Here is a 19,432-nt window from a genome sequence, read left to right as displayed (position 1 = left end):
TATTATTGTTTACTACTGATGCGGATATGCAACGTATGTTCTTTTTTCTCTATGGCATATTTCTTCAATACACCCGGTCCGCAACTACTGTTTCCTAATCCGAGTACGGCAGCATCCATATTAAGAATGACTTCCGCACGTGGTTTTAAATTACAATCGTGAGTTTCTTCATAGATGTCCTGTACGGTGTAATGCAGGGCAGATGCAGAAAATACGTTTTCTACCGCGTCAACACGAATACCTTTATTCTGTTTGTCGGTCAGGGTCAGATAATGCACTTCCTCTTTGTTCCCACTATCCTGCGGACGTGGATAATGTACGTACTGTTCTGCAACGCTTCCTTTCCAAAGCCCTATCATAGCAGATGTTTTGCGGTCAGGATAGTTATCCTGTGGCCCTCTGCCATACCAGGTAAATGTATCATAAGCAGGCGCCAGACAGAATGCGATACCTAAACGGGGAATTTCAGGAAGAACTCCTTGTGGCAAGAAAGTTGTTTTCAGATCAATCGTTCCATCTGAAAAGACTGTATAGACAGAAGTAGTCACCACTTTTCCTTCTTTATATAAATTACTAGTTTGAATCCGGACAATGACCGCCCCGTCTGCACGTTTTTCATGGTGGAAAGATTCCAGATTTATCTGCGGATGATCCATTCCATGCAATTTCCAGTCTTTAGCCAACCAGTTTCCGAAGCTCTTGTCATTATCTGTCGGAGCACGGAAAACTTGAGTGACAGGCTGAACCGGAAAATCATCGGAGTGAGCCAGCATTTCTTTGTTCTTATATATAAGGGAGGTCATACTTCCGTTCACTTTCTTTTCCCACTGAACAGAAAAACCGCGTCCGCTAATCAATAAAGATTTATCATCCTCTTCCACTTGAAGCGTTCCTTTATTAATCAGATCGGTAGAGGCTAAATCTCCTTTCTGCAAACAGAATTGTTCCCAGGCCACTTCATGTCCTGCCTTTGCCCAAAGAGCATCCGATTTCAAAACAATGCTTACTTTCAGTTGGTAATCGGAAAGAGGATTCAATGAACGGAAAGTCGGCAAATCTATTGTTCCACTTTCTCCTGGAGCTATTTCCGGCAATGTAATTTCTCCTTGTTCTTTCTGTTTTCCATCCACAGACAATGTCCATAAGCAGCGATAAGATGATAAATCGATATGATGGTTCCGGTTCGTCACTTTCAGCTTCCCATTTTCCATTTTCAGTTCAACTGGTGCATATACCTTCTTTACCTCCCAATATTTAGGCGTAGTTTCACGGTCACTCATCAGCAATCCATTAAAGCAGAAAGCTTTTAAATTCGGCTTATCGCCAAAGTCACCACCATAAGCCACCATGGTACGACCGTCGGGTAATGTCTTGTAGATTCCCTGATCTACCCAATCCCATATAAAACCACCCAGCATACGGGGATTACTATATATCTCATCCCAATATTCCTTGAAATTTCCTAATGCATTCCCCATGGAATGTGCATATTCACTCGTCATCACCGGACGGTCGTCATTGGTACGCTCCGCAATCTCCAGCAACCGTTCCCAACGTGCATTTTCAGCGCGTTCTTTATCCTCTCCTTCTGCAATACCGGGATTTAAATATTCCTGTTTCACCCGGGTATAAAAGCGGCTGATAACATCTACCGTCTTCGGGTCAGGATTTCCGTCCACTCCCTGTGCCCCCTCATAGTGTACAGGGCGAGTGGGATCGAAATCATGCAGCCATGCCGAAATAGCAGCGAAGTTCGGTCCGTAACCGCTTTCGTTTCCCATGCTCCACATTACAATACATGGATAATTCTTATCACGTTCCGCCATACGGACCGCACGGTCCATAAATGCCGCATGCCAGTCGGGAGTACTTGCGAGTGTGCCACGCAATCCGTGTTCTTCTATATCCGCTTCGTCCATCACGTACAATCCCAAGCTGTCGCATAGCTCGTACCAACGGCTGACATTGGGGTAATGGCTGGTGCGTACGGCATTTATATTCGCCTGTTTCATTAAAAGAATATCCTGAAGCATCCGTTCTTCGCTCATGACACGTGCCGTCCGTGGATCATGTTCGTGACGGTTCACTCCACGAAAACGAACCGGATTACCATTCACTAACAGTTGTCCTTTTTTGATTTCTACAGAGCGGAAGCCCACGGCCTGTTCTATCTGTTCTACGACTCTTCTTTCTTCATTTTGGAGAGTTAAGTGTAATTTATAGAGATAGGGCGTTTCTGCCGTCCATCTTTCCGGTGATTTTATAATAGCTGACAAACGTCCCATCTTACGCGGGCCACGCTGCGGATACCATTCATTCATCCGGCTTGCTTTATGTTCCAAATCAAGCATATCTTCCACATCACCTTTCAATGTGGCAACTTCTTTACCTGAAGCATCCTTCAGTACTCCCTGTAAAATATACCCTTTTCCGGTCATCCCTCGATATACACTAAATTGCGGATCAATCTGCAAAATAAAGTCTTTATAATTACCAACAGATGCGGGAAGAGTACGTACCGCATAATCACGGACATGAATATCCGGTGTATGTATCAGATGAATACTACGATGAATACCACCAAAACGCCAGAAATCCTGATCTTCCAGATAAGAACCGTCACTATATCGGTAGACTTCCAGTGAAATCTGATTTTCTCCGGATTTCAGATACTTCGTGACATTAAATTCGCTCGGTTCCATACTGCCTTGGCTATACCCTACCCGCTCACCGTTGATCCAAACATAAAAGGCGCTCATTACGCCCTCAAACCGTAGAAAAGTCTGTCCATCCGCTTCCCATCCGGCCGGCAAAACAAAGGTGCGGCGATATTGCCCTACCGGGTTCCGTTCTTTATACGTGGTATAGTCAGTTTTCGGTTCTCCCATCACCCGTGGAGGATCTATTTTAAACGGATAGCCTGCTGAAACATAGATAGGCGTGCCATATCCGTTCACTTCCCAATTGGCGGGAACAGGAAAATCCGTCCAATCTTTATCATCAAAATTTATCTGATAGAAGTTCACGACTCTTTCATTGGGAACGGGAGTCCAACGGAATTTCCAGGTTCCGTCTAAAGAGATTGAGCCGTCTCCTTTCTGTACAGAGAAAGGGGTAAAAGCGGCTCTTGCCGGTTCACGATTGATCTGGAGAACATGATGATTCTCCCAATCATGCATTGTTTGTGCCTGTGTAGGACTTACAAACAATGCGCCAAGCAGTAAAGTATATATTTTCATTCGTTCTTTTTTCTTCATATCAAGTAGACGGACGAAAGGGCATTTTGTACCCTTTTCTTTTACAGAAATATTAAAGAACAATAAAAGGAGTAACACTCTATAAAGAAAAGCTTTACCTTGTGGCGTATAATTACTTCTAATATTATGATGATGAAAAAACTACTATTTAGCAGCCTCTTTTTATTTGGCAGTCTCGTTTCACAAGCACAGCACGAGTATACGATTGAAGGTAAAGTGGAAGGTGTAAAGGATGGAACTCTTGTTTCTCTTTTTCTACTTGACGGAAATGTAGGAAGTACAGTAGCCATGGATACCATACAAAACGGTACTTTCTTCTTCAAACGAAATGCCGGAGAAGATGGTTTAGACAAATTATCTCTAATGTGTACCCGTAATGATGATTTTCCTTCCATGTCGCTGGAGATTTATGCGACTCCTAATGCAAGAATCAAAGTAACCGGAACGAATACCTTGATACATACGTGGACAGTAGACAGCCCTGTAAAGGAACAAATAGAATATAATAGGTTTATTGAAGATTCACACGATTTATGGGATGAGTATCAACGTTTGTCTATCAAAGCAAGAAGCCTGCGTTCTGCCCCGGAAGCCGAACAGAAGGCTCTACGTGTGAAAGAAGACAGTATTTCAGCTTTAATCAGCAAACGTGAAATGAAACTGATGCAGGAACTTCCTGTATCAAACATTTGGATGGACAGGCTATATAAATTGAGCATGTCAGTGAAGTACAATCCAAATTTCTCTTATAAAGATGAAACACTGGCTTTGTATAATAGAATGAATGAAGCACAAAAAACTTCTATAACAGGACAGGAAATTGCAGTTAATCTTTTCCCGCCTACAGTTGTGAAAGAGGGAGATAAAATGGCAGATACCGAACTTTTCGATTTGGATGGAAAGATTCATCATCTGACTGATTTCAATGGAAAATATATATTGCTTGATTTCTGGAGCAGCGGTTGCGGTCCTTGCATTATGGCTTTACCAGAGATGAAAGAGATTCAAGAACAATATAAAGAGCGTCTTACTATCATTAGTCTAAGCTCCGATACGAAAAGCAGGTGGAAGGCAGCTTCGGCAAAACATGAAATGACCTGGCAGAATTTAAATGACTTAAAACAAACAGCCGGATTATACGCTAAATATGGAGTTCGAGGTATTCCCAACTATGTCCTTATCTCTCCCGAAGGTAAAATCATGAAAATATGGTCGGGTTATGGCAAAGGCAGTTTGAAACTAAAAATGCGCAGGTATCTGGATGCTGTCAAACATGAAATGAGTATTACATGGCAAGGAAATACAAAAGTCGTTAACTATCCGGTGTCGGAATCAACCAATACCGATATTCTTGAAGTCAAGCAAGTGGTACTGACAGACACCGCTACCACCGTACATTTCAACGCTTATTATATTCCCAAATACTGGATACGAGTCAGCCCGAATTGTAGATTGGTAGATGAGAAAGGTGAAATGTATACCTTAAAGAAAGCAGATGGGATTAAACCCGGTGAGCACTTTTATTTGCCTGAAAGCGGCGAAGCAGAATTTTCACTCACATTCGAACCGTTGTCTTCTTCTGTGCAATCATTCAATTTCACTGAAGGAACAGAAAAAAATGACTGGCAAATAAACGGAGTGAGGCTTAATAAATGAGTATCGAATCTTAAAAAAGGAATATCGTATTAACATTCAATGTGTTGCAAATTAAAATAGCTGTATAAACAGGTACAAAAGGTTTGTTGAAATAATGTTTTCTTCAGTAAAATGGCTTTCTTTGTTATGAATTTAATTATTATCTTGTACATTGAACGAAAAATAACAAAATATGGAAGCGAACGGACAAACACTCTACAATGATGATTTGCTTAATATCCTGCCTGACGGAGTTATCATATTGGATATAAATAGAGAAGTCATACAACTGAATCAGCAAGCTCTTACGGAACTTCATGTACATTCGTCAGTCAATGCGATGATGCCTCTTCCGACCAACAAGATATTCAAGCTGTTAAATAAGAAAGAAGATATACTCTCGACCATTTTGGAAGAAATCCGTCAGGGCAAAAAAGTATACTCGCTGCCTGAACATACATTTATGCAGGAACAAGTTGACTATACACAATTCCCGATAAGAGGAGAATTTGCTACAATGGAAAATGAAGAGGGCGAAAAAAACATCTTATTCTTTTTCCGCAATATTACAGTAGAACTTACACAGGAATATATTCTGAATACTGCTTTGCAAAGAACCAGAATCTATCCATGGTATTATGATATAAGCCGGAGTGAATTTACTCTTGACGATCGTTATTTTGAACATTTAGGTATTCCAGCCGGAGAGAATAATACTTTGACAATGGAGGAATATGTGAATATGATTCATCCGGACGATCGGCAAACTATGGCTGACGCCTTTGTTGTACAACTTAGTGGTAATACAACTTTTGACAAAACAGTTCCATTCCGTTTGCGCCGGGGGGATGGTACTTGGGAATGGTTTGAAGGGCAGTCAACTTATATTGCAAACATATCCGGTCATCCCTATCGGTTAGTGGGAATCTGCTTGAGTATTCAGGAATATAAAGACATAGAAAACACCTTAATCGAGGCACGTAAAAAAGCAGAAGAAAGCGATCGTCTTAAAATGGCATTTTTAGCCAATATGAGTCATGAAATCCGTACGCCGCTGAATGCAATAGTCGGCTTTTCTGATGTTATAGGTTCTACTTATGATGAGTTAAGTGAAGAGGAACGTGCCGATTTCGTGCGACTAATCAGCATCAATAGCGAACATTTAGTACGATTGATTGACGATATACTTGATTTGTCCAAGATTGAATCAAACACTATCAAGTTTACTTATTCCAATTATTCCCTCAAATCCATAATGAAGGATATAGAGAAAGAGCAGGTCGTGAAAAATGTGCCGGAAATCGAAATAAAAGCAATCTTGCCGGATGATGATATTTACATAACTACTGACGCTACACGCTTGAAACAAGTAATATGCAATTTCATAAATAATGCCCGGAAATTTACAGAAGAAGGATATATTCATTTCGGTTTTATGGTTAATCCGGAAAATGACGATTCAGTTTGTCTGTTTGTGGAGGACACGGGGGAAGGTATTCCCCAAGAATGCCAGAAAGAAATATTCGACCGTTTCTATAAAGTCAATACTTTCAAGCAGGGTACGGGGTTGGGACTCTCTATCTGCAAAACGATTGTAGAACATCTGCAAGGGAGTATTTCTGTTGTATCAGAAGTAGGAAGAGGCAGCCGTTTTACCGTTACATTACCACTCGAAAAACAGCCGGTGGAAGCTTAATGTCCTCTGTATTCCTGTGGGGTAACACCCGTATGTTGCTTAAAAAACTTATTGAAGAAAGAGATATTATTAAATCCCAAAGATAAGGCAATATTCTTCACCGGTTCATTGGTTGACTTCAGCCGGGATTTGGCATCCATCAGAATGATGGAAGCTATGACTTCCAAAGGAGTGTTTCCTGCAACCTTTTTTATTGTTGAACAGAAATGCGGCAAGCTAAGTCCTAGATGTTCGGCATAAAAAGAGGTTCCGTGATGAATAGTATAATATTTCATGACCAATTGCAAAAAATCCTGATAAATCTCGTACTTTCTTGACTGGGAAGATAAATACAAGTTATTTTGCATTTTATAAATTTCAGTGGCTCCCTGAAGGAACATGGTAAGAACCGCCTTTACTATTTCCTTGTTTGCCAATGTTTTTGGAGAAGCATACGAAAGAATTGACGATTCATAGAACATTTTATAACTGCAAGCCTGCAATGGAGATAATCTTATTATCGGATTTTCCATAATTATAGGGAGAAGATGTTCTGTAGACTTCATTAGATTTATACCCTCTATGAATTCGGATGAGAACCCGGCATAATAGATATGAATATCCGGTGAAAAATCAAGAATTTCCATAAAATATCCGGGCGGTAAGGTTATCAAATCATTTTCACCAATATTTTGAAGATTCCCATTGATTGTCGTTTGCATTATCCCTTTTACACAAAGAATGAAAAAACCGGCTTTTACCCTGCAAGGAAAGTTTTTATACCTTTTTAATAAATTTATCCCATACCCTTCTCCAACAATATAATCAGATGGCAAATCAAAATTAGGTAAATCGCTCTCCATTGTGTTATTTTGTTTTTGATTTCAAATATAGGGATTATTTGAAGTTTCTCCCTCGAATAATTAAAATCAGAACATCGAATCTTAAAAAAATAACATCTATATTTTATTTATAAGAAAGTATCAGAATATGAAAAGCAGGACACCGGAAGTATATTCAAACTTCTTAATGTCCCGCTTCTATTTTTCTGTTTATATGTGTGTTTTTCTAAAAAACTTATTGAACATCCAATGCATCGAATGCCAGACCGTCCATATTTTCTGCCGAAAGTAATACTTTGTAATGTCCGGCATTGATAAAGGTTCCGGTAGTGGTGCTCATCATCTTCCATTTATCCGGTGTTTCCGGGAAGTTCAATACGTCCTCTTTCAATACTACTCCTTTTGAATCAATGAATTTCATCAAGACAGGTATTGGCTTTCCGGTAGTATTCATATATTTAAAGCGAAGGGCGTACACTTGTGCCAATCCGGTAGAAACATTCCATTCAATGCTGTTGCCTTTTCCTTTACCAAAAAACACTCCGATCTGTTTGCGATGTTCTTTCTTTTGGAATTTGCCTTTCAGTACAGCCATTTCCGCTTCGTATGATATACTGACACGAGCATTTTTGTCTTCCGGAAGCAACTCTTTCGGAGTCTTTTCCATCACTTCTTTATCCGCCTTTTCCCAGCTCCAACCGGATGCAGGGAATACCGTCGGTTTCAGTTCCTGATCTATGCTGGCAATAGCAATGCCTGAAATCAAGGCTTGTCCTGCTTTCACTTCCGGGAAATGAATTTTCAACATTCCACCTTTCACTGTGGCATATACCACTTTCTTACAAACTCCATCGTGACCGCTTTCAGCCCAAATATCCAAGTCGTCTAATACAACAGAATCATTCACGGCAACATCAAATATGCGCAGTCCTTCACAGTCGGTAGAAGCGCTTCCGCCCGTACCATGCCAAGGCTCTGTGAAATACAGTTCAATACGATATGTTCCGTCTGCCACAGGGAAACGATATTCCAGTTGGTGACGTCCGAAGCGGAAATGTTGGAATAACGTCCAGTCACGAGTGCCATGAATCGGATCATTGGTGGTACGTTGACTGGCAAGATAAGGATTCAGATCCTTGAAATTCTCCGCCCATGAACGGGAATAATTCGTATTGTCCTGCAACCAGAGCTGTCCGAAACTATCTGTATAATCATCCCCTCCACAGTTGAGACGATACAGATAATTATATCCTGTCTCTCCTTTCAATATCTTTTTATCATCCTGATAAAGAAGTTCGAAGTTAGGGGCTTGCTCCAGACCATTCAATAGGATCAGGTCTTCTGCTACCGGTTTACCTTTATAATATCCTACAGCACGAAGCACGTTATAACGAATATCCCGGTTTTCCCACATAAAATGAGTGCCTGTTCCGTTGTTCTTTTTACGTCCGAGGAAGGTTGCTTTTTCATTTGTCAGATCATTATATAGCAATACAGAATCACAATTGCTGTAAGCCTCGATAGTGGCACGGCGACGTCCTTTTTCAAAACGGTTGGCCCATGTATGTGATACCAGGTAAACCATCGGATCTTTTGCAGCCGGAACATAGTTGGCACGATACATATAATATACATCCAACGGTTCTTCCCATGGAGTAACCAATCCTTTATAATTGAACGGACCTACTTTATCTATCTTGCGATACGCTTCATCCGGTTGACGACGTCCGGGATTATCATGACTGCTGTATATCCACTGGAATTGTCCGCAAACACTATCTTTTGCCTTTTCTGCCAAACGAATTTTAGTTTCCATCAACTGACACATGCGGTCTTCACTCCACACTCCGTTCACTTGAAAATCCCCTGGTTCCGTATGCAGACCGATGCTTCTCCACGCTCCATATTCCCCATTCAATAATTGATTCGCTTGAGAGAGTTCACGGCCGTATTTCGTCACATCTCCTCCATACGTACCACTCCAATTTTGAATCACATTCCAGTCTGTACCCTCGCCACCATTACAGGTTGTTATGACACGCATTGTCTTGGCAGTCGGATCCATCTCCCGAATAATATCACTGCACTCCTGTGTGAACTCACGAGGCAAAGTGCTTTCATTCTGCAATCCCCACATCACCACTGACGGAGAATTACGACGTTCTTTCACCCATTGACGAAGCAATTTTTTAAAGTTCTCACGAAACTCCGGAGTGTCATACCACACGTGGGCAGAAAACTGTGTCCAAAACAAGATTCCCTCTTCATCCCAATACTTCTGATAATCGAGATGATGGGGCTGATGGGCATCCCGGAATGCATTGAAACCGGCTGCGCGTATCTGTTTTACCCTTGCAGCGACCTGTTCATTGCTGAACGCATGACTTTGTCCGAACTGATGTTCATACTCGCATACTCCATTGATAAACACCGGCTTTCCATTCAGGTAAAAACGTCCGTCTCCATCGTTTCGTTTTACCGGCCAGCTAATGGTACGAATACCGAAGGGTGTCGAAATTTCATCTGTCGTCTTCGTATCACGCTTAATCATGCTGGCTAATTTATAGAGATATGGATTTTCCGTATTCCACAAGACAGGATTCTCAACAGGAGCCTGTTGGCGGATCACTTTCATTTCTCCCGGAGCTAAAGTAACTTTCTCAACCAAACGGAAAACTTGTTTTCCATCAGCATTGCTTAGTTTATTGACTAACTCTACCGTTTCTGTTGCTTTACTATAATTTTTTATCTCTGTTTCAACAAATACGTTAGCAGCTTTTTCGTCATTCCAAATATGTACACCAAAAGGTTCTATGCGAATCTCATCTGTTACTTCCAATACCACAGGACGGAAGATTCCTAACGGCTGGGAACCCTCACTGAATCCCCATTCCGACGAACATCCCCCGCATACCCAAGGCATATCGGCGATCATTTCAGGATGCTCGGCTTTCACTTCCAAGCGATTTACTCCCTGTTTTAATTCATCTGTGACATCCAAAGTCAATGTGGTGCGCCCTATGGGGTGGCGTCCGAAGTCCTTTCCGTTCACTGTAATGGTGGCGTATGTACCCACCCCTTCAAAACGAAGGAAATATCGTTTTCCGGATTTTATCTCTGCCGTGAAATCTTTCACATACATAGCAGTTCCATGCATGTTTCCATGCGTCAACTGGCGGTATCCATAATAATCATCCCAGTTATGAGGAATATTCACCGTTTTGGCAGGCATCATAAAATTACCTTTCAAATGAGTTGCCTCTGTAATCCAGGTTTTCCAACCCTCATTCAATGTAGTGATTTGCCGGCGATTCTTACTCTCCGGAACCGGGAAACGGACAGCCGAACGTCCCATTGGCTTACTGGTAGCAATGGCAATGCCACGTTGCTCTGCGTTGTTTACTGCACAATAGAAATGATAAACCACTCCGTCATGTTTCACCACATAGCTCTTATGAGCAAACAGTTCATCGTAGTTCTTGGAGGGGATAATCAGGTCGGCCCCTTTCCAATCAGTCCAGTTCACCAAATCATAGCTGGCGGCAAATGTATTGAATGCTTTATATTTACGCGAAGGTTCAAAAGCAGAGAAATAGAACATCACATACACATCTCCCATCTTTTGGATATGCGCATCTCCTGTAATGGTTCCATCTGCTTCGTGCGCGAAGACCGGATTGCCGGAGTAGCGTTTCCATGTTTTCATATCTTTGGAAAGCGCAATGCCGACACGTTCGCCTTTTAAATCCGTTTCCGGATGACGCCCGCCCGCATTGTAATACATCACAAACGGAGCTCCCAATGTTTTATCTTTATCCCAATAAACGGTACTCTTATATTGAGTCAGTTTTTCCCACCATTGGGCATCTTTATCATGGATGCTCAAAATCGGTTTGTCCAGAGATTCCCATTCATGTGCCGTAGAAATATCTCCTTTCGTCCATGCCAGTCCGACATAAAGCGGAGCTTTTACAGCTTCGTAGCCCGTTCCTTCACCACCGATATAAGTCATCCAATGGCGACCTTTATAAGTCTGAAGCTCATAGCTTCCACCCCATTCCATATCCGGCAATGCAGGAAATCCGCCACGCTGATTGCAGTCCCATTTTTCATCCCGATAAGAAAGAATCCGTCCCAAAGTGCGCCATTCGAGCAAATTATCACTTTCTGCTATCCACGTTTCGTAACCACGACCATCGGTTCCACCTTTGCCGTTGTAAACCACATAAGTCATCAGCCACTTGTCTCCCTGGCGAAAAACGGTAGGACAATCAATCTTATGATAATTGTCTGCCGGGGCAACTGCGAGCCCGTACTTGTATGGTGTCTTTACTTCCTCGTAAATCTGCTCCATTCGTCCTTGCGGAACTTCCCGTTGCGCATATAGAGAGAAAGTGGTGGCTATACTAAAAACTGCCAGCAATAACTTCTTCATGATACTTTTTCTAATCGTTTAATACTTAAATAGTGCATAACCACTAAATGATAATTTTGCGGAGTGCCCTGAAAGGGCTTAATTATATAGCGTAGGGCAACGCCCTACGTAAAAACGACAATCTGAATTTGCGCCCTGAAAGGGCATAATTGTATACAGTTCCGCCCTTTCAGGGCTTGTGACTGGTGTGTTTTTTTCGTAGGGCGTTGCCCTACGCTATATAATTAAGCCCTTTCAGGGCACCCCAATAAATATATAATTGTAAGGCTTTCAGCCTAACTGCTAAATTCCCATTAGTAAAACAACCAATCCATTGTCTCTTCATCCCCGGCAAGCCCTGCATTACGCACTTTCGTTTCCGCAGCCGTGAATCCCAACACTTGCAGATAGCCTTTGGGTAACATCAACGTATGCTTTCCAGCCGGAAAACTATATGCATGCACATTTGCCAAAGGCATTCCATTGATACGGACAGCATTCGTCAATACAGGTTCCGCCTGACCGTAATCATTGGCTGACGCATCGATTTCCAGTTTCGGAGCTTTTGCATACTTTTTCTGGTCGTCTTTGAAATAGGCTACTAATAATTTCACCGGAGCATCCGTTTCGAAAGTGATGCTTGTGCCTTTCTCTCTCTGCTCATTTCCATTAAAGCGGAGCGCCTTCATTCCTTTCAATTCCGGAGCTACTGCTTCTATCTTACCTGGAACATCCACAAATAAAGAAATACCCTCATCCACTTTCACTGTCGGATAATTAGAAATCAGTTTCACGTTTGCAGGAGTCCAGGCAGCAATCTCGACAGTTTCAGTCACCGCATTTCCATTCTGTTTTTCTTTCAACAAAGCGAGGTTGGCTTTGAAATTTTCCAATTCCTTCTCATAGTGTACCAGCAATTCTTTCCAAGTCTTATTCTTTCCATCATCTCCACCGATAGGAATACGACGTTGGGCAGTCTGCATACTGTTGGCATACAAGTAATGTTCGTCCGTCAGTTCCACCAATTTGCGATAGTGTTCCAAGCTTTGTTCCATCAAAGGAATAGCTTCTTCAAGATTCTTAATCTCTTTTCCCCATTGATAATCCAATACCAGTTTGGCAGCTTTCACTTTCAGGTTGAACGCATACGCAAATTCACGATAACAATGCATATCATTCTGCAAACGTGCAAATTCATCCTTATTTGAAGAGACGGAACCTGCTGCTTTATCAATAGCCGCTACTGCTTTATCTCCATGTTCTATTACTTGAGCAACAATATCCAAAGGCATTTCACCTACATGAGGTTGCTTTTTCCATTCTTTTTCTACATACTCTATCAGCTTCTCTCCTTCCGGTCCGCAACTTTCATAGAATCCCGGATAGATCGTATATTTGTACGGATTGACAAGCTGACTCATAAACATACCCAGTAATAACGTTTGGCGATTTCCCTCTGTAATACCGAAACGACGTAACAACTTCGGAGCAATCTCTCCGCTTTCTTCGTATGCTACACGGATATTACTTGCATTTTCGTCAGAGGTTCCGTAGAACTTGCCCAACTGATGGTCCCAGTAACCCATTTCATCTGTACGGTCGCGATGGCAGTTCCACGCATAGCGTCCCCAGGTCTGATACCAGATCCAATCGCGATCCAATTGGAATTCACGTTCATTGTTTGGTAATTTGTCCGCCGTATAAGGCCAGTCCCAATATGAGGCCTGCGGATAAAGGTGCAACGCATTGGCACCGTGTACATTGTGCATGGCAGTGACCGCCTTTTGTACGAAATCCGGAGAACCCCAGCGGAACGGTTCCAAATTTGCCAGGATATGTACGTTACTGATATGAATGGAACCCAACGAACTCAAATCCGTATGAATTTTCGACCAAGGCCCACGAGGTTCGTAGGTAGTCAACGATTCACCATTGTACTTATGCATCGTATAAAGATTCTTATAGAGCGGCAAGGCAGCGTCCATCACCAGTTTGCAGTCCGTGTCGTGCGCACGCAACAAAAGAGGCGGTTCATCCGTACGTCCCAATGCCTGTAATCCGTCTTTCACTCCCGGAATTATTGTTTTGGTAAACCATTCCACATCGTCCTCCACTGTACACATCGCTTCACCCAGACAAACCAGTAATCCTACATTGGGATATTTTTCAATGAAAGCGGCAATACTCTTGCGTGTATAATCGGCAATCAGAGGAGTAATAGGACGGTTACGATCCTGTGTTTTCAGTCCGTAATGTTCAGCAAAGGGTTTGGAAAGAATGATATTATAAAACATCTGTATGACAAAGATACCGCGCTTGTCTGCTTCTTCCGTGAGGAAAGAGAACATTTCTTCGTTCATTTTGAAGGTTTCTTCATCTACTTCCAGTGCAAACGGATAATCTTCCAGTTTCACCAATGAGGCAAACGGATGTCCATTCCAAAGGTACAGTGAATTCATGCGGTTGGCAACCAGCATATCCAAGTATTTAATCCATTGTTCTTTATCATAAAACCAGGGGAAACTTTCCGGAGTATATGGATATTCGTATACGCCATGTCCTGGCAGGTAGGTCATCTTCTGTAACCCTACACATGCACCGCGTAATACCATTTCAGGACCGTCTTTCAGTTCCTCCGGGAAGTTCAACTTACCATCCGAATCATTCACACGGTCAATCAGTTCACGGCATCCGTAAATGACACCACTCCCATCCCTGCCGGACACTCTGGTCAGATTGCCCGTCGTCGAAATATGAAAGCCTTCTTTCTTGAGCGTCGTGTCATTTACTTCCGTCAAGAGAATCGTTTTGATTTCGGGATCGGAGAATGTCGTGTCTCCCTGTTGCATCATTACCTGATAACCGGCTTTATCCAAGGTAGTCTGTAACTGCTCCGCACCAAACAGAACACGATTTGACGCATCCGGCGGAGTCATAATCTTCACGGTTTGCCTGCCACACGCTGCCAAAAAAAGTGTGCATGCCGCAAACATGAATAATCTGGTATTTTTCATTCTTCTGATATATATTATAGATTATATAATTCATTTCTTCACTAAGAGAAAGACGAAATAATCCCCTGTTTGTACTCATTCATCTCTTTTTCCACTTTTCAGCACCAAATTTCCACTTTCATCCTGCTGTGATATGCAAATGCCTCATTATTTAAAAGTTATGCTTATCTTTGTAGGCTAGTGTCTTATAATATAAAAACAGAAAACAAGAGCAAACAATATGAAAGAACAAACAAATTATGACTATGAAAAATACGTTCAGATAGCACAGATGGCCAAAATGGGATGGTGGGAGTCAGATTTGAAGAATAAAGAATATATCTGCTCTGACTTTATTGTTGACTTACTCGGCCTTGAAAGTAACCGCATCAGTTTCACCGAATTCCACCAAAGAATACGTGAAGACCACCGACTGCGTCTTAAAAATGAATATATGTCTCTTTCTTATCTGGAGACATACGAACAAATGTTCCCAATCCGGGCAAAAGACGGGGGAAATATGGGTGTACTCCAAGATTAATTTCCAAAAGCCCGATGAAGAGGGATATAGGAACATGACGGGCCTTCTGCAATATATTGACAGACCGATCGATACTACGAATGGAAACATTGATTTCTTTCAAGTGAGCAATTTGCTTTATCAACAAACTAATATTTCATATTCATTGCTTGCTTTTCTGCAATGTGATGATGTTACTCAAGTGGTTAACAAGACGTTAGGAGATCTCCTTCACCAATTTTTGGGTGATCGTATCTATATATTCGAAATAAACAGAAAAGAACAACGCCAGGATTGCACTTATGAGGTTACCGCCGAAGGAATATCCAAGGAACAGGAGTTCTTGAGTAATATTCCCTGGGACCCTTCTACCTGGTGGAACCATCAGATAGCCGAAAGAAGGGCTATCATACTGAACACGCTGGACGACATGCCCGAAGAAGCTGCGGAATATCGTCAGACGTTGGAGATGCAGGATATCAAGTCGCTGATGGTAGTTCCGCTAATCTCTAAAGAAGAGGTATGGGGCTATATGGGAATTGATATGGTAAGAACGCAGCGTAGCTGGAGCAATGTGGATTATCAATGCTTTTCCTCTCTTGCTAATATTATCAGTATTTGCATCGAATTGCGAAAGTCGGAGTTACAAGCCAAAGAAGATCGTCTTGCTTTGGACAACAGCGAGAAGATATTGAGAAACATCTATAAGAATCTTCCGGCAGGCGTCGAACTTTACGACAAAGACGGTTATTTGGTAGACATTAATGATAAAGAGCTTGAAATATTCGGCTTGTCTGACAAGCATGAGGCATTGGGAGTTAATCTGTTCGACAATCCCAATATTCCTTTAGAGGTTAAAGAGAGATTGAGAGCGAAAGAAGATGTAAACTTCTCCATCAATTATGATTTCTCAAAAATAAATCAATATGTAGATAGTCGGAGAAATGGGATTATTAATCTTACCACTAAAGTTACTGCTCTCTATGATTCTCAAAATCGATTTATCAACTATCTGTTTATCAATATAGATACGACGGAAACGACCAATGCATACACCAAGATACAGGAGTTTGAGAATCTGTTTCTTCTAATCGGTGATTATGCCAAGGTAGGATTTGCTCATTTCAATGTATTGACAAGAGACGGGTATGCCCAAGATACATGGTACAGGAATTTGGGAGAAAAAGAAGGGATTCCCATGCCACAGGTTATTGGGGTATACGCTCATGTGGTCCCTGAAGATCAAGCTGTCCTGAAAAATTTTGTGCGCGAAGTGAAAGAAGGAAAAGCGAGCAGTTTACGTAAAGAAGTTCGCGTCTGTAGGGAGAATGGTAAATATACATGGACCAGTATTAACGTAATGGTCAGAGATTATCGTCCGCAAGATGGCATTATTGACATGCTGTGTATCAATTATGACATCACGCCTTTAAAAGAAACTGAACAGAAATTGATTATAGCCCGCGATAAAGCAGAAGAACTGGACCGTCTGAAGTCGGCTTTCTTAGCCAATATGAGTCATGAAATTCGTACTCCTCTTAATGCTATTGTCGGTTTCTCCAGTCTTCTGGCAGAAACGGACAGCAGAAGCGAACGGCAGGAATACATTAAGATTGTGCAAGAGAATAATGAACTTCTTTTGCAACTGATCTCGGACATTCTCGATCTTTCGAAAATTGAAGCGGGAACATTCAATTTTGTATATACCAATGTAGATGTTAATGAGACTTGTTCTGAAATTATCAAATCAATGGGTATGAAAGTGAGTAAAGGTGTTGAACTGATTTTTGGGGAATTATTCCCGGAATGTTATATCTACATGGATAAAAACAGATTCACCCAAGTAATCAGTAACTTTATAAATAACGCGTTAAAGTTCACCCAACAAGGCAGTATCACCCTGGGATATGAACAAGTATCCCATCAGAAAATAAAATTCTATGTGCGCGACACCGGAATGGGAATACCGGAAGAAAAGCAAAAGAGCGTATTTGAACGTTTTGTGAAGCTGAATACTTTTGTTCAGGGTACAGGACTCGGACTTTCTATCTGCAAGAGCATTGTTTCCCAAATGGGAGGAGAAATAGGCGTGGATTCGACCGAAGGAGTAGGTTCCTGCTTCTGGTTTACACATCCGTACCACGCTGCTGACTAGACTGATTATATGTGGAAGGGGATATTCGATGAATGATGGTTAATACTTATAATAACGAATAACTTCCAATAAGGAAAAAAGAATTGTACCTTTGCATTCTATTATTATCATAGTTATGCAAAAGTATATAGAAACACCCCGTCTGATTCTCCGAGACTGGAGAGAAGAAGACATCCCGTTTTTTGCCCGTATGAATGCCGATCCGAATGTGATGGAGTTTTTTCTTAATTCATTGTCATCGGAAGAATCATTTGCCTTTTATCAGCGTATTCAAAATGAATTCCAAACTTGTGGCTTTGGTTTGTATGCCGTAGAACGAAAAGAAGATCATACTTATATGGGCTATACCGGACTACATCAGATTACATTTGATGTAGACTTTGCTCCAGGCATAGAAATAGGCTGGCGGTTAGCATACGAATATTGGGGACAGGGTTATGCTCCTGAAGCTGCAAATGCATGTTTGGAGTATACGCGCAATAAAACAGATATAAAAGAACTCTTTTCTTTTACTTCCCTTCTCAACCAACGGTCAGAACGTGTAATGCAGAAAATAGGAATGGAACGAATGAGGGAATTCGATCATCCGCTTGTCCCTGGTGAACATCCGTTGTGCAGACATGTATTGTATCACATCAAATTTTAAAAAGCTATTGACTTTCCTCTTTTAATTTCGTATATTTGCAATATACCAATTAGCTGACAACAGATATGATATATACAAAAATAAAGACATAAAGAGATTTTTCAGAAACATAAATATGTTTCTGAAAGAATAGAAACGGGGTGAAATCTGCATAGATTTCACCCCGTTTTGTTTAATATATTCGCGTTTTATTAGTGAATTACCCAAAATATCGTTTATTATAAATGTAAGACCCGTTTATAATAAACTGTTCCCCATTTTATTATAAACGTCTCATGAGTTTATTAATGTCTTGTATAAGAAAAAGAAAATAACGTAAAGGTAGTAATGGTATCAACGAGACAAACACAAATATATCTACACATTTATAGTAATGAACGACCTTTACAATTTGATTCTTTTTTATAGTTTATTCCTTTGGATATCGAGCGTAAAAGAACCGATCTTAATGGGAATTATTTAGTTAATGAACGAATACATTCCACTTCTTCTGCCGAATAAGGGGTCCCATCACTACGGAATATATCGTGGAACCACAATAGAGGTTCAGAAACATCAAGTAATGGAGTGTCCCATGCATAGATCGTATTTGTTTTTCCGGCTACAAGTCCCCAGTTTATTGCACCGATATTCTCTTTCTTCAGCATTGGCATAATATCTTGGAAAGTGCTATTTTGGGTACGCGCCATATATTCCGTACAAATCATCGGACGACCGTATTGCTTCAATGTATCAATGAGTTACTGATGCGAATCCAAACCTTCATACGTGTGATATGTTATCACATCCGAATTTTCCAATTGGAATTTATTCAGATTAGTCAGGCTCATATCCCAAACTCCGGCCGACAGAGGTTGTGACGAAATCCTTCTTTATCTGTTTCCCAAATCAGGTGATGCAAATATACGCGCATACAGTTCATACCTATTTCTTCCGCCCAACCCAGTTCACGATCAATAGTAACCGGATCAAAAGTATCTGCCTGCTACATCTCCATTTGGTTGATTGCCGTGCTCGGAATAAAATCACACCCACGAAGCCATCCCCATTGCTTATACCACTCATTAGCCTGCTCTTTTGTCCAAACTTCACGAACAGAAACAGTTTTCTGACTACAGGCAATCAACATAATACCAATAAAAAATGAGAGTAATATCTTTTTCATATAATCGTTTTACTTTATCAAATTAAAAATCTTTTTTATTTTCTCCAATACAATTACAAGGAGTCAATCATATCACTTCACCGGCTTTTTCATTTGCACGATATTTTGAAAATAGCAACGCACCTTTGAC

Annotated in this window: 7 protein-coding genes and 2 pseudogenes; 4 read left to right on the top strand and 5 right to left on the bottom strand. The window is 41.2% G+C overall.

Features of this window, described 5'->3' with window-relative positions; genetic code table 11:
- Window positions 1-2 precede the first annotated feature (2 nt).
- Window positions 3-3,257, bottom strand: a complete 3,255-nt coding sequence (locus tag KSX81_RS23245) for a glycoside hydrolase family 2 TIM barrel-domain containing protein (RefSeq protein ID WP_254884252.1) — start codon at window positions 3,255-3,257, stop codon at window positions 3-5.
- Window positions 3,258-3,383: 126 nt separating this feature from the next.
- Between KSX81_RS23245 and KSX81_RS23240 the strand changes: the two genes are divergently transcribed.
- Together KSX81_RS23240 and KSX81_RS23235 are read left to right on the top strand one after the other, a co-directional pair.
- Entirely contained in the window at window positions 3,384-4,913 is a 1,530-nt protein-coding gene (locus tag KSX81_RS23240) for a TlpA disulfide reductase family protein (RefSeq protein ID WP_195647449.1), read from the top strand.
- A gap of 172 nt (window positions 4,914-5,085) precedes the next feature.
- Window positions 5,086-6,588, top strand: a complete 1,503-nt coding sequence (locus KSX81_RS23235; protein ID WP_004318339.1) for an ATP-binding protein — start codon at window positions 5,086-5,088, stop codon at window positions 6,586-6,588.
- Here KSX81_RS23235 and KSX81_RS23230 read toward each other — a convergent pair.
- From KSX81_RS23230 to KSX81_RS23220, 3 genes are all read right to left on the bottom strand, one after another.
- On the bottom strand, window positions 6,585-7,430 hold the full coding sequence (locus KSX81_RS23230) for a helix-turn-helix domain-containing protein (protein WP_217724421.1): 846 nt from the start codon (window positions 7,428-7,430) through the stop codon (window positions 6,585-6,587). The genes KSX81_RS23235 and KSX81_RS23230 overlap by 4 nt on opposite strands.
- Window positions 7,431-7,644: 214 nt before the next feature.
- Entirely contained in the window at window positions 7,645-11,844 is a 4,200-nt protein-coding gene (locus KSX81_RS23225) for a malectin domain-containing carbohydrate-binding protein (protein WP_217726016.1), read from the bottom strand.
- 293 nt (window positions 11,845-12,137) lie between these two features.
- The gene (locus KSX81_RS23220; protein ID WP_004318345.1) at window positions 12,138-14,837 is read right to left on the bottom strand and encodes a hypothetical protein; all 2,700 of its coding nucleotides are present in this window, start codon (window positions 14,835-14,837) and stop codon (window positions 12,138-12,140) included.
- 220 nt (window positions 14,838-15,057) lie between these two features.
- Between KSX81_RS23220 and KSX81_RS23215 the strand changes: the two are divergent.
- A pseudogene (locus tag KSX81_RS23215) lies at window positions 15,058-17,491 on the top strand (ATP-binding protein).
- 115 nt (window positions 17,492-17,606) lie between these two features.
- Complete coding sequence (locus KSX81_RS23210) at window positions 17,607-18,137, top strand: GNAT family N-acetyltransferase (protein ID WP_044918095.1); 531 nt, start codon at window positions 17,607-17,609, stop codon at window positions 18,135-18,137.
- Between the two features lie 455 nt (window positions 18,138-18,592).
- Here KSX81_RS23210 and KSX81_RS23205 read toward each other — a convergent pair.
- Window positions 18,593-19,302: pseudogene (locus KSX81_RS23205) on the bottom strand (hypothetical protein).
- Window positions 19,303-19,432: the final 130 nt, after the last annotated feature.

Source organism: Bacteroides sp. MSK.18.37 (assembly GCF_019129155.2).
Classification (GTDB): domain Bacteria; phylum Bacteroidota; class Bacteroidia; order Bacteroidales; family Bacteroidaceae; genus Bacteroides; species Bacteroides ovatus.
This window is presented reverse-complemented; position numbering and strand designations above follow the sequence as displayed.

Excerpts from the sequence above, each read along its gene's own strand:
- KSX81_RS23245 (WP_254884252.1), bottom strand. The coding sequence starts at position 3,257 with ATGAAGAAAAAAGAACGAATGAAAATATATACTTTACTGCTTGGCGCA.
- KSX81_RS23240 (WP_195647449.1), top strand. The coding sequence starts at position 3,384 with ATGATGATGAAAAAACTACTATTTAGCAGCCTCTTTTTATTTGGCAGT.
- KSX81_RS23235 (WP_004318339.1), top strand. The coding sequence starts at position 5,086 with ATGGAAGCGAACGGACAAACACTCTACAATGATGATTTGCTTAATATC.
- KSX81_RS23230 (WP_217724421.1), bottom strand. The coding sequence starts at position 7,430 with ATGGAGAGCGATTTACCTAATTTTGATTTGCCATCTGATTATATTGTT.
- KSX81_RS23225 (WP_217726016.1), bottom strand. The coding sequence starts at position 11,844 with ATGAAGAAGTTATTGCTGGCAGTTTTTAGTATAGCCACCACTTTCTCT.
- KSX81_RS23220 (WP_004318345.1), bottom strand. The coding sequence starts at position 14,837 with ATGAAAAATACCAGATTATTCATGTTTGCGGCATGCACACTTTTTTTG.
- KSX81_RS23210 (WP_044918095.1), top strand. The coding sequence starts at position 17,607 with ATGCAAAAGTATATAGAAACACCCCGTCTGATTCTCCGAGACTGGAGA.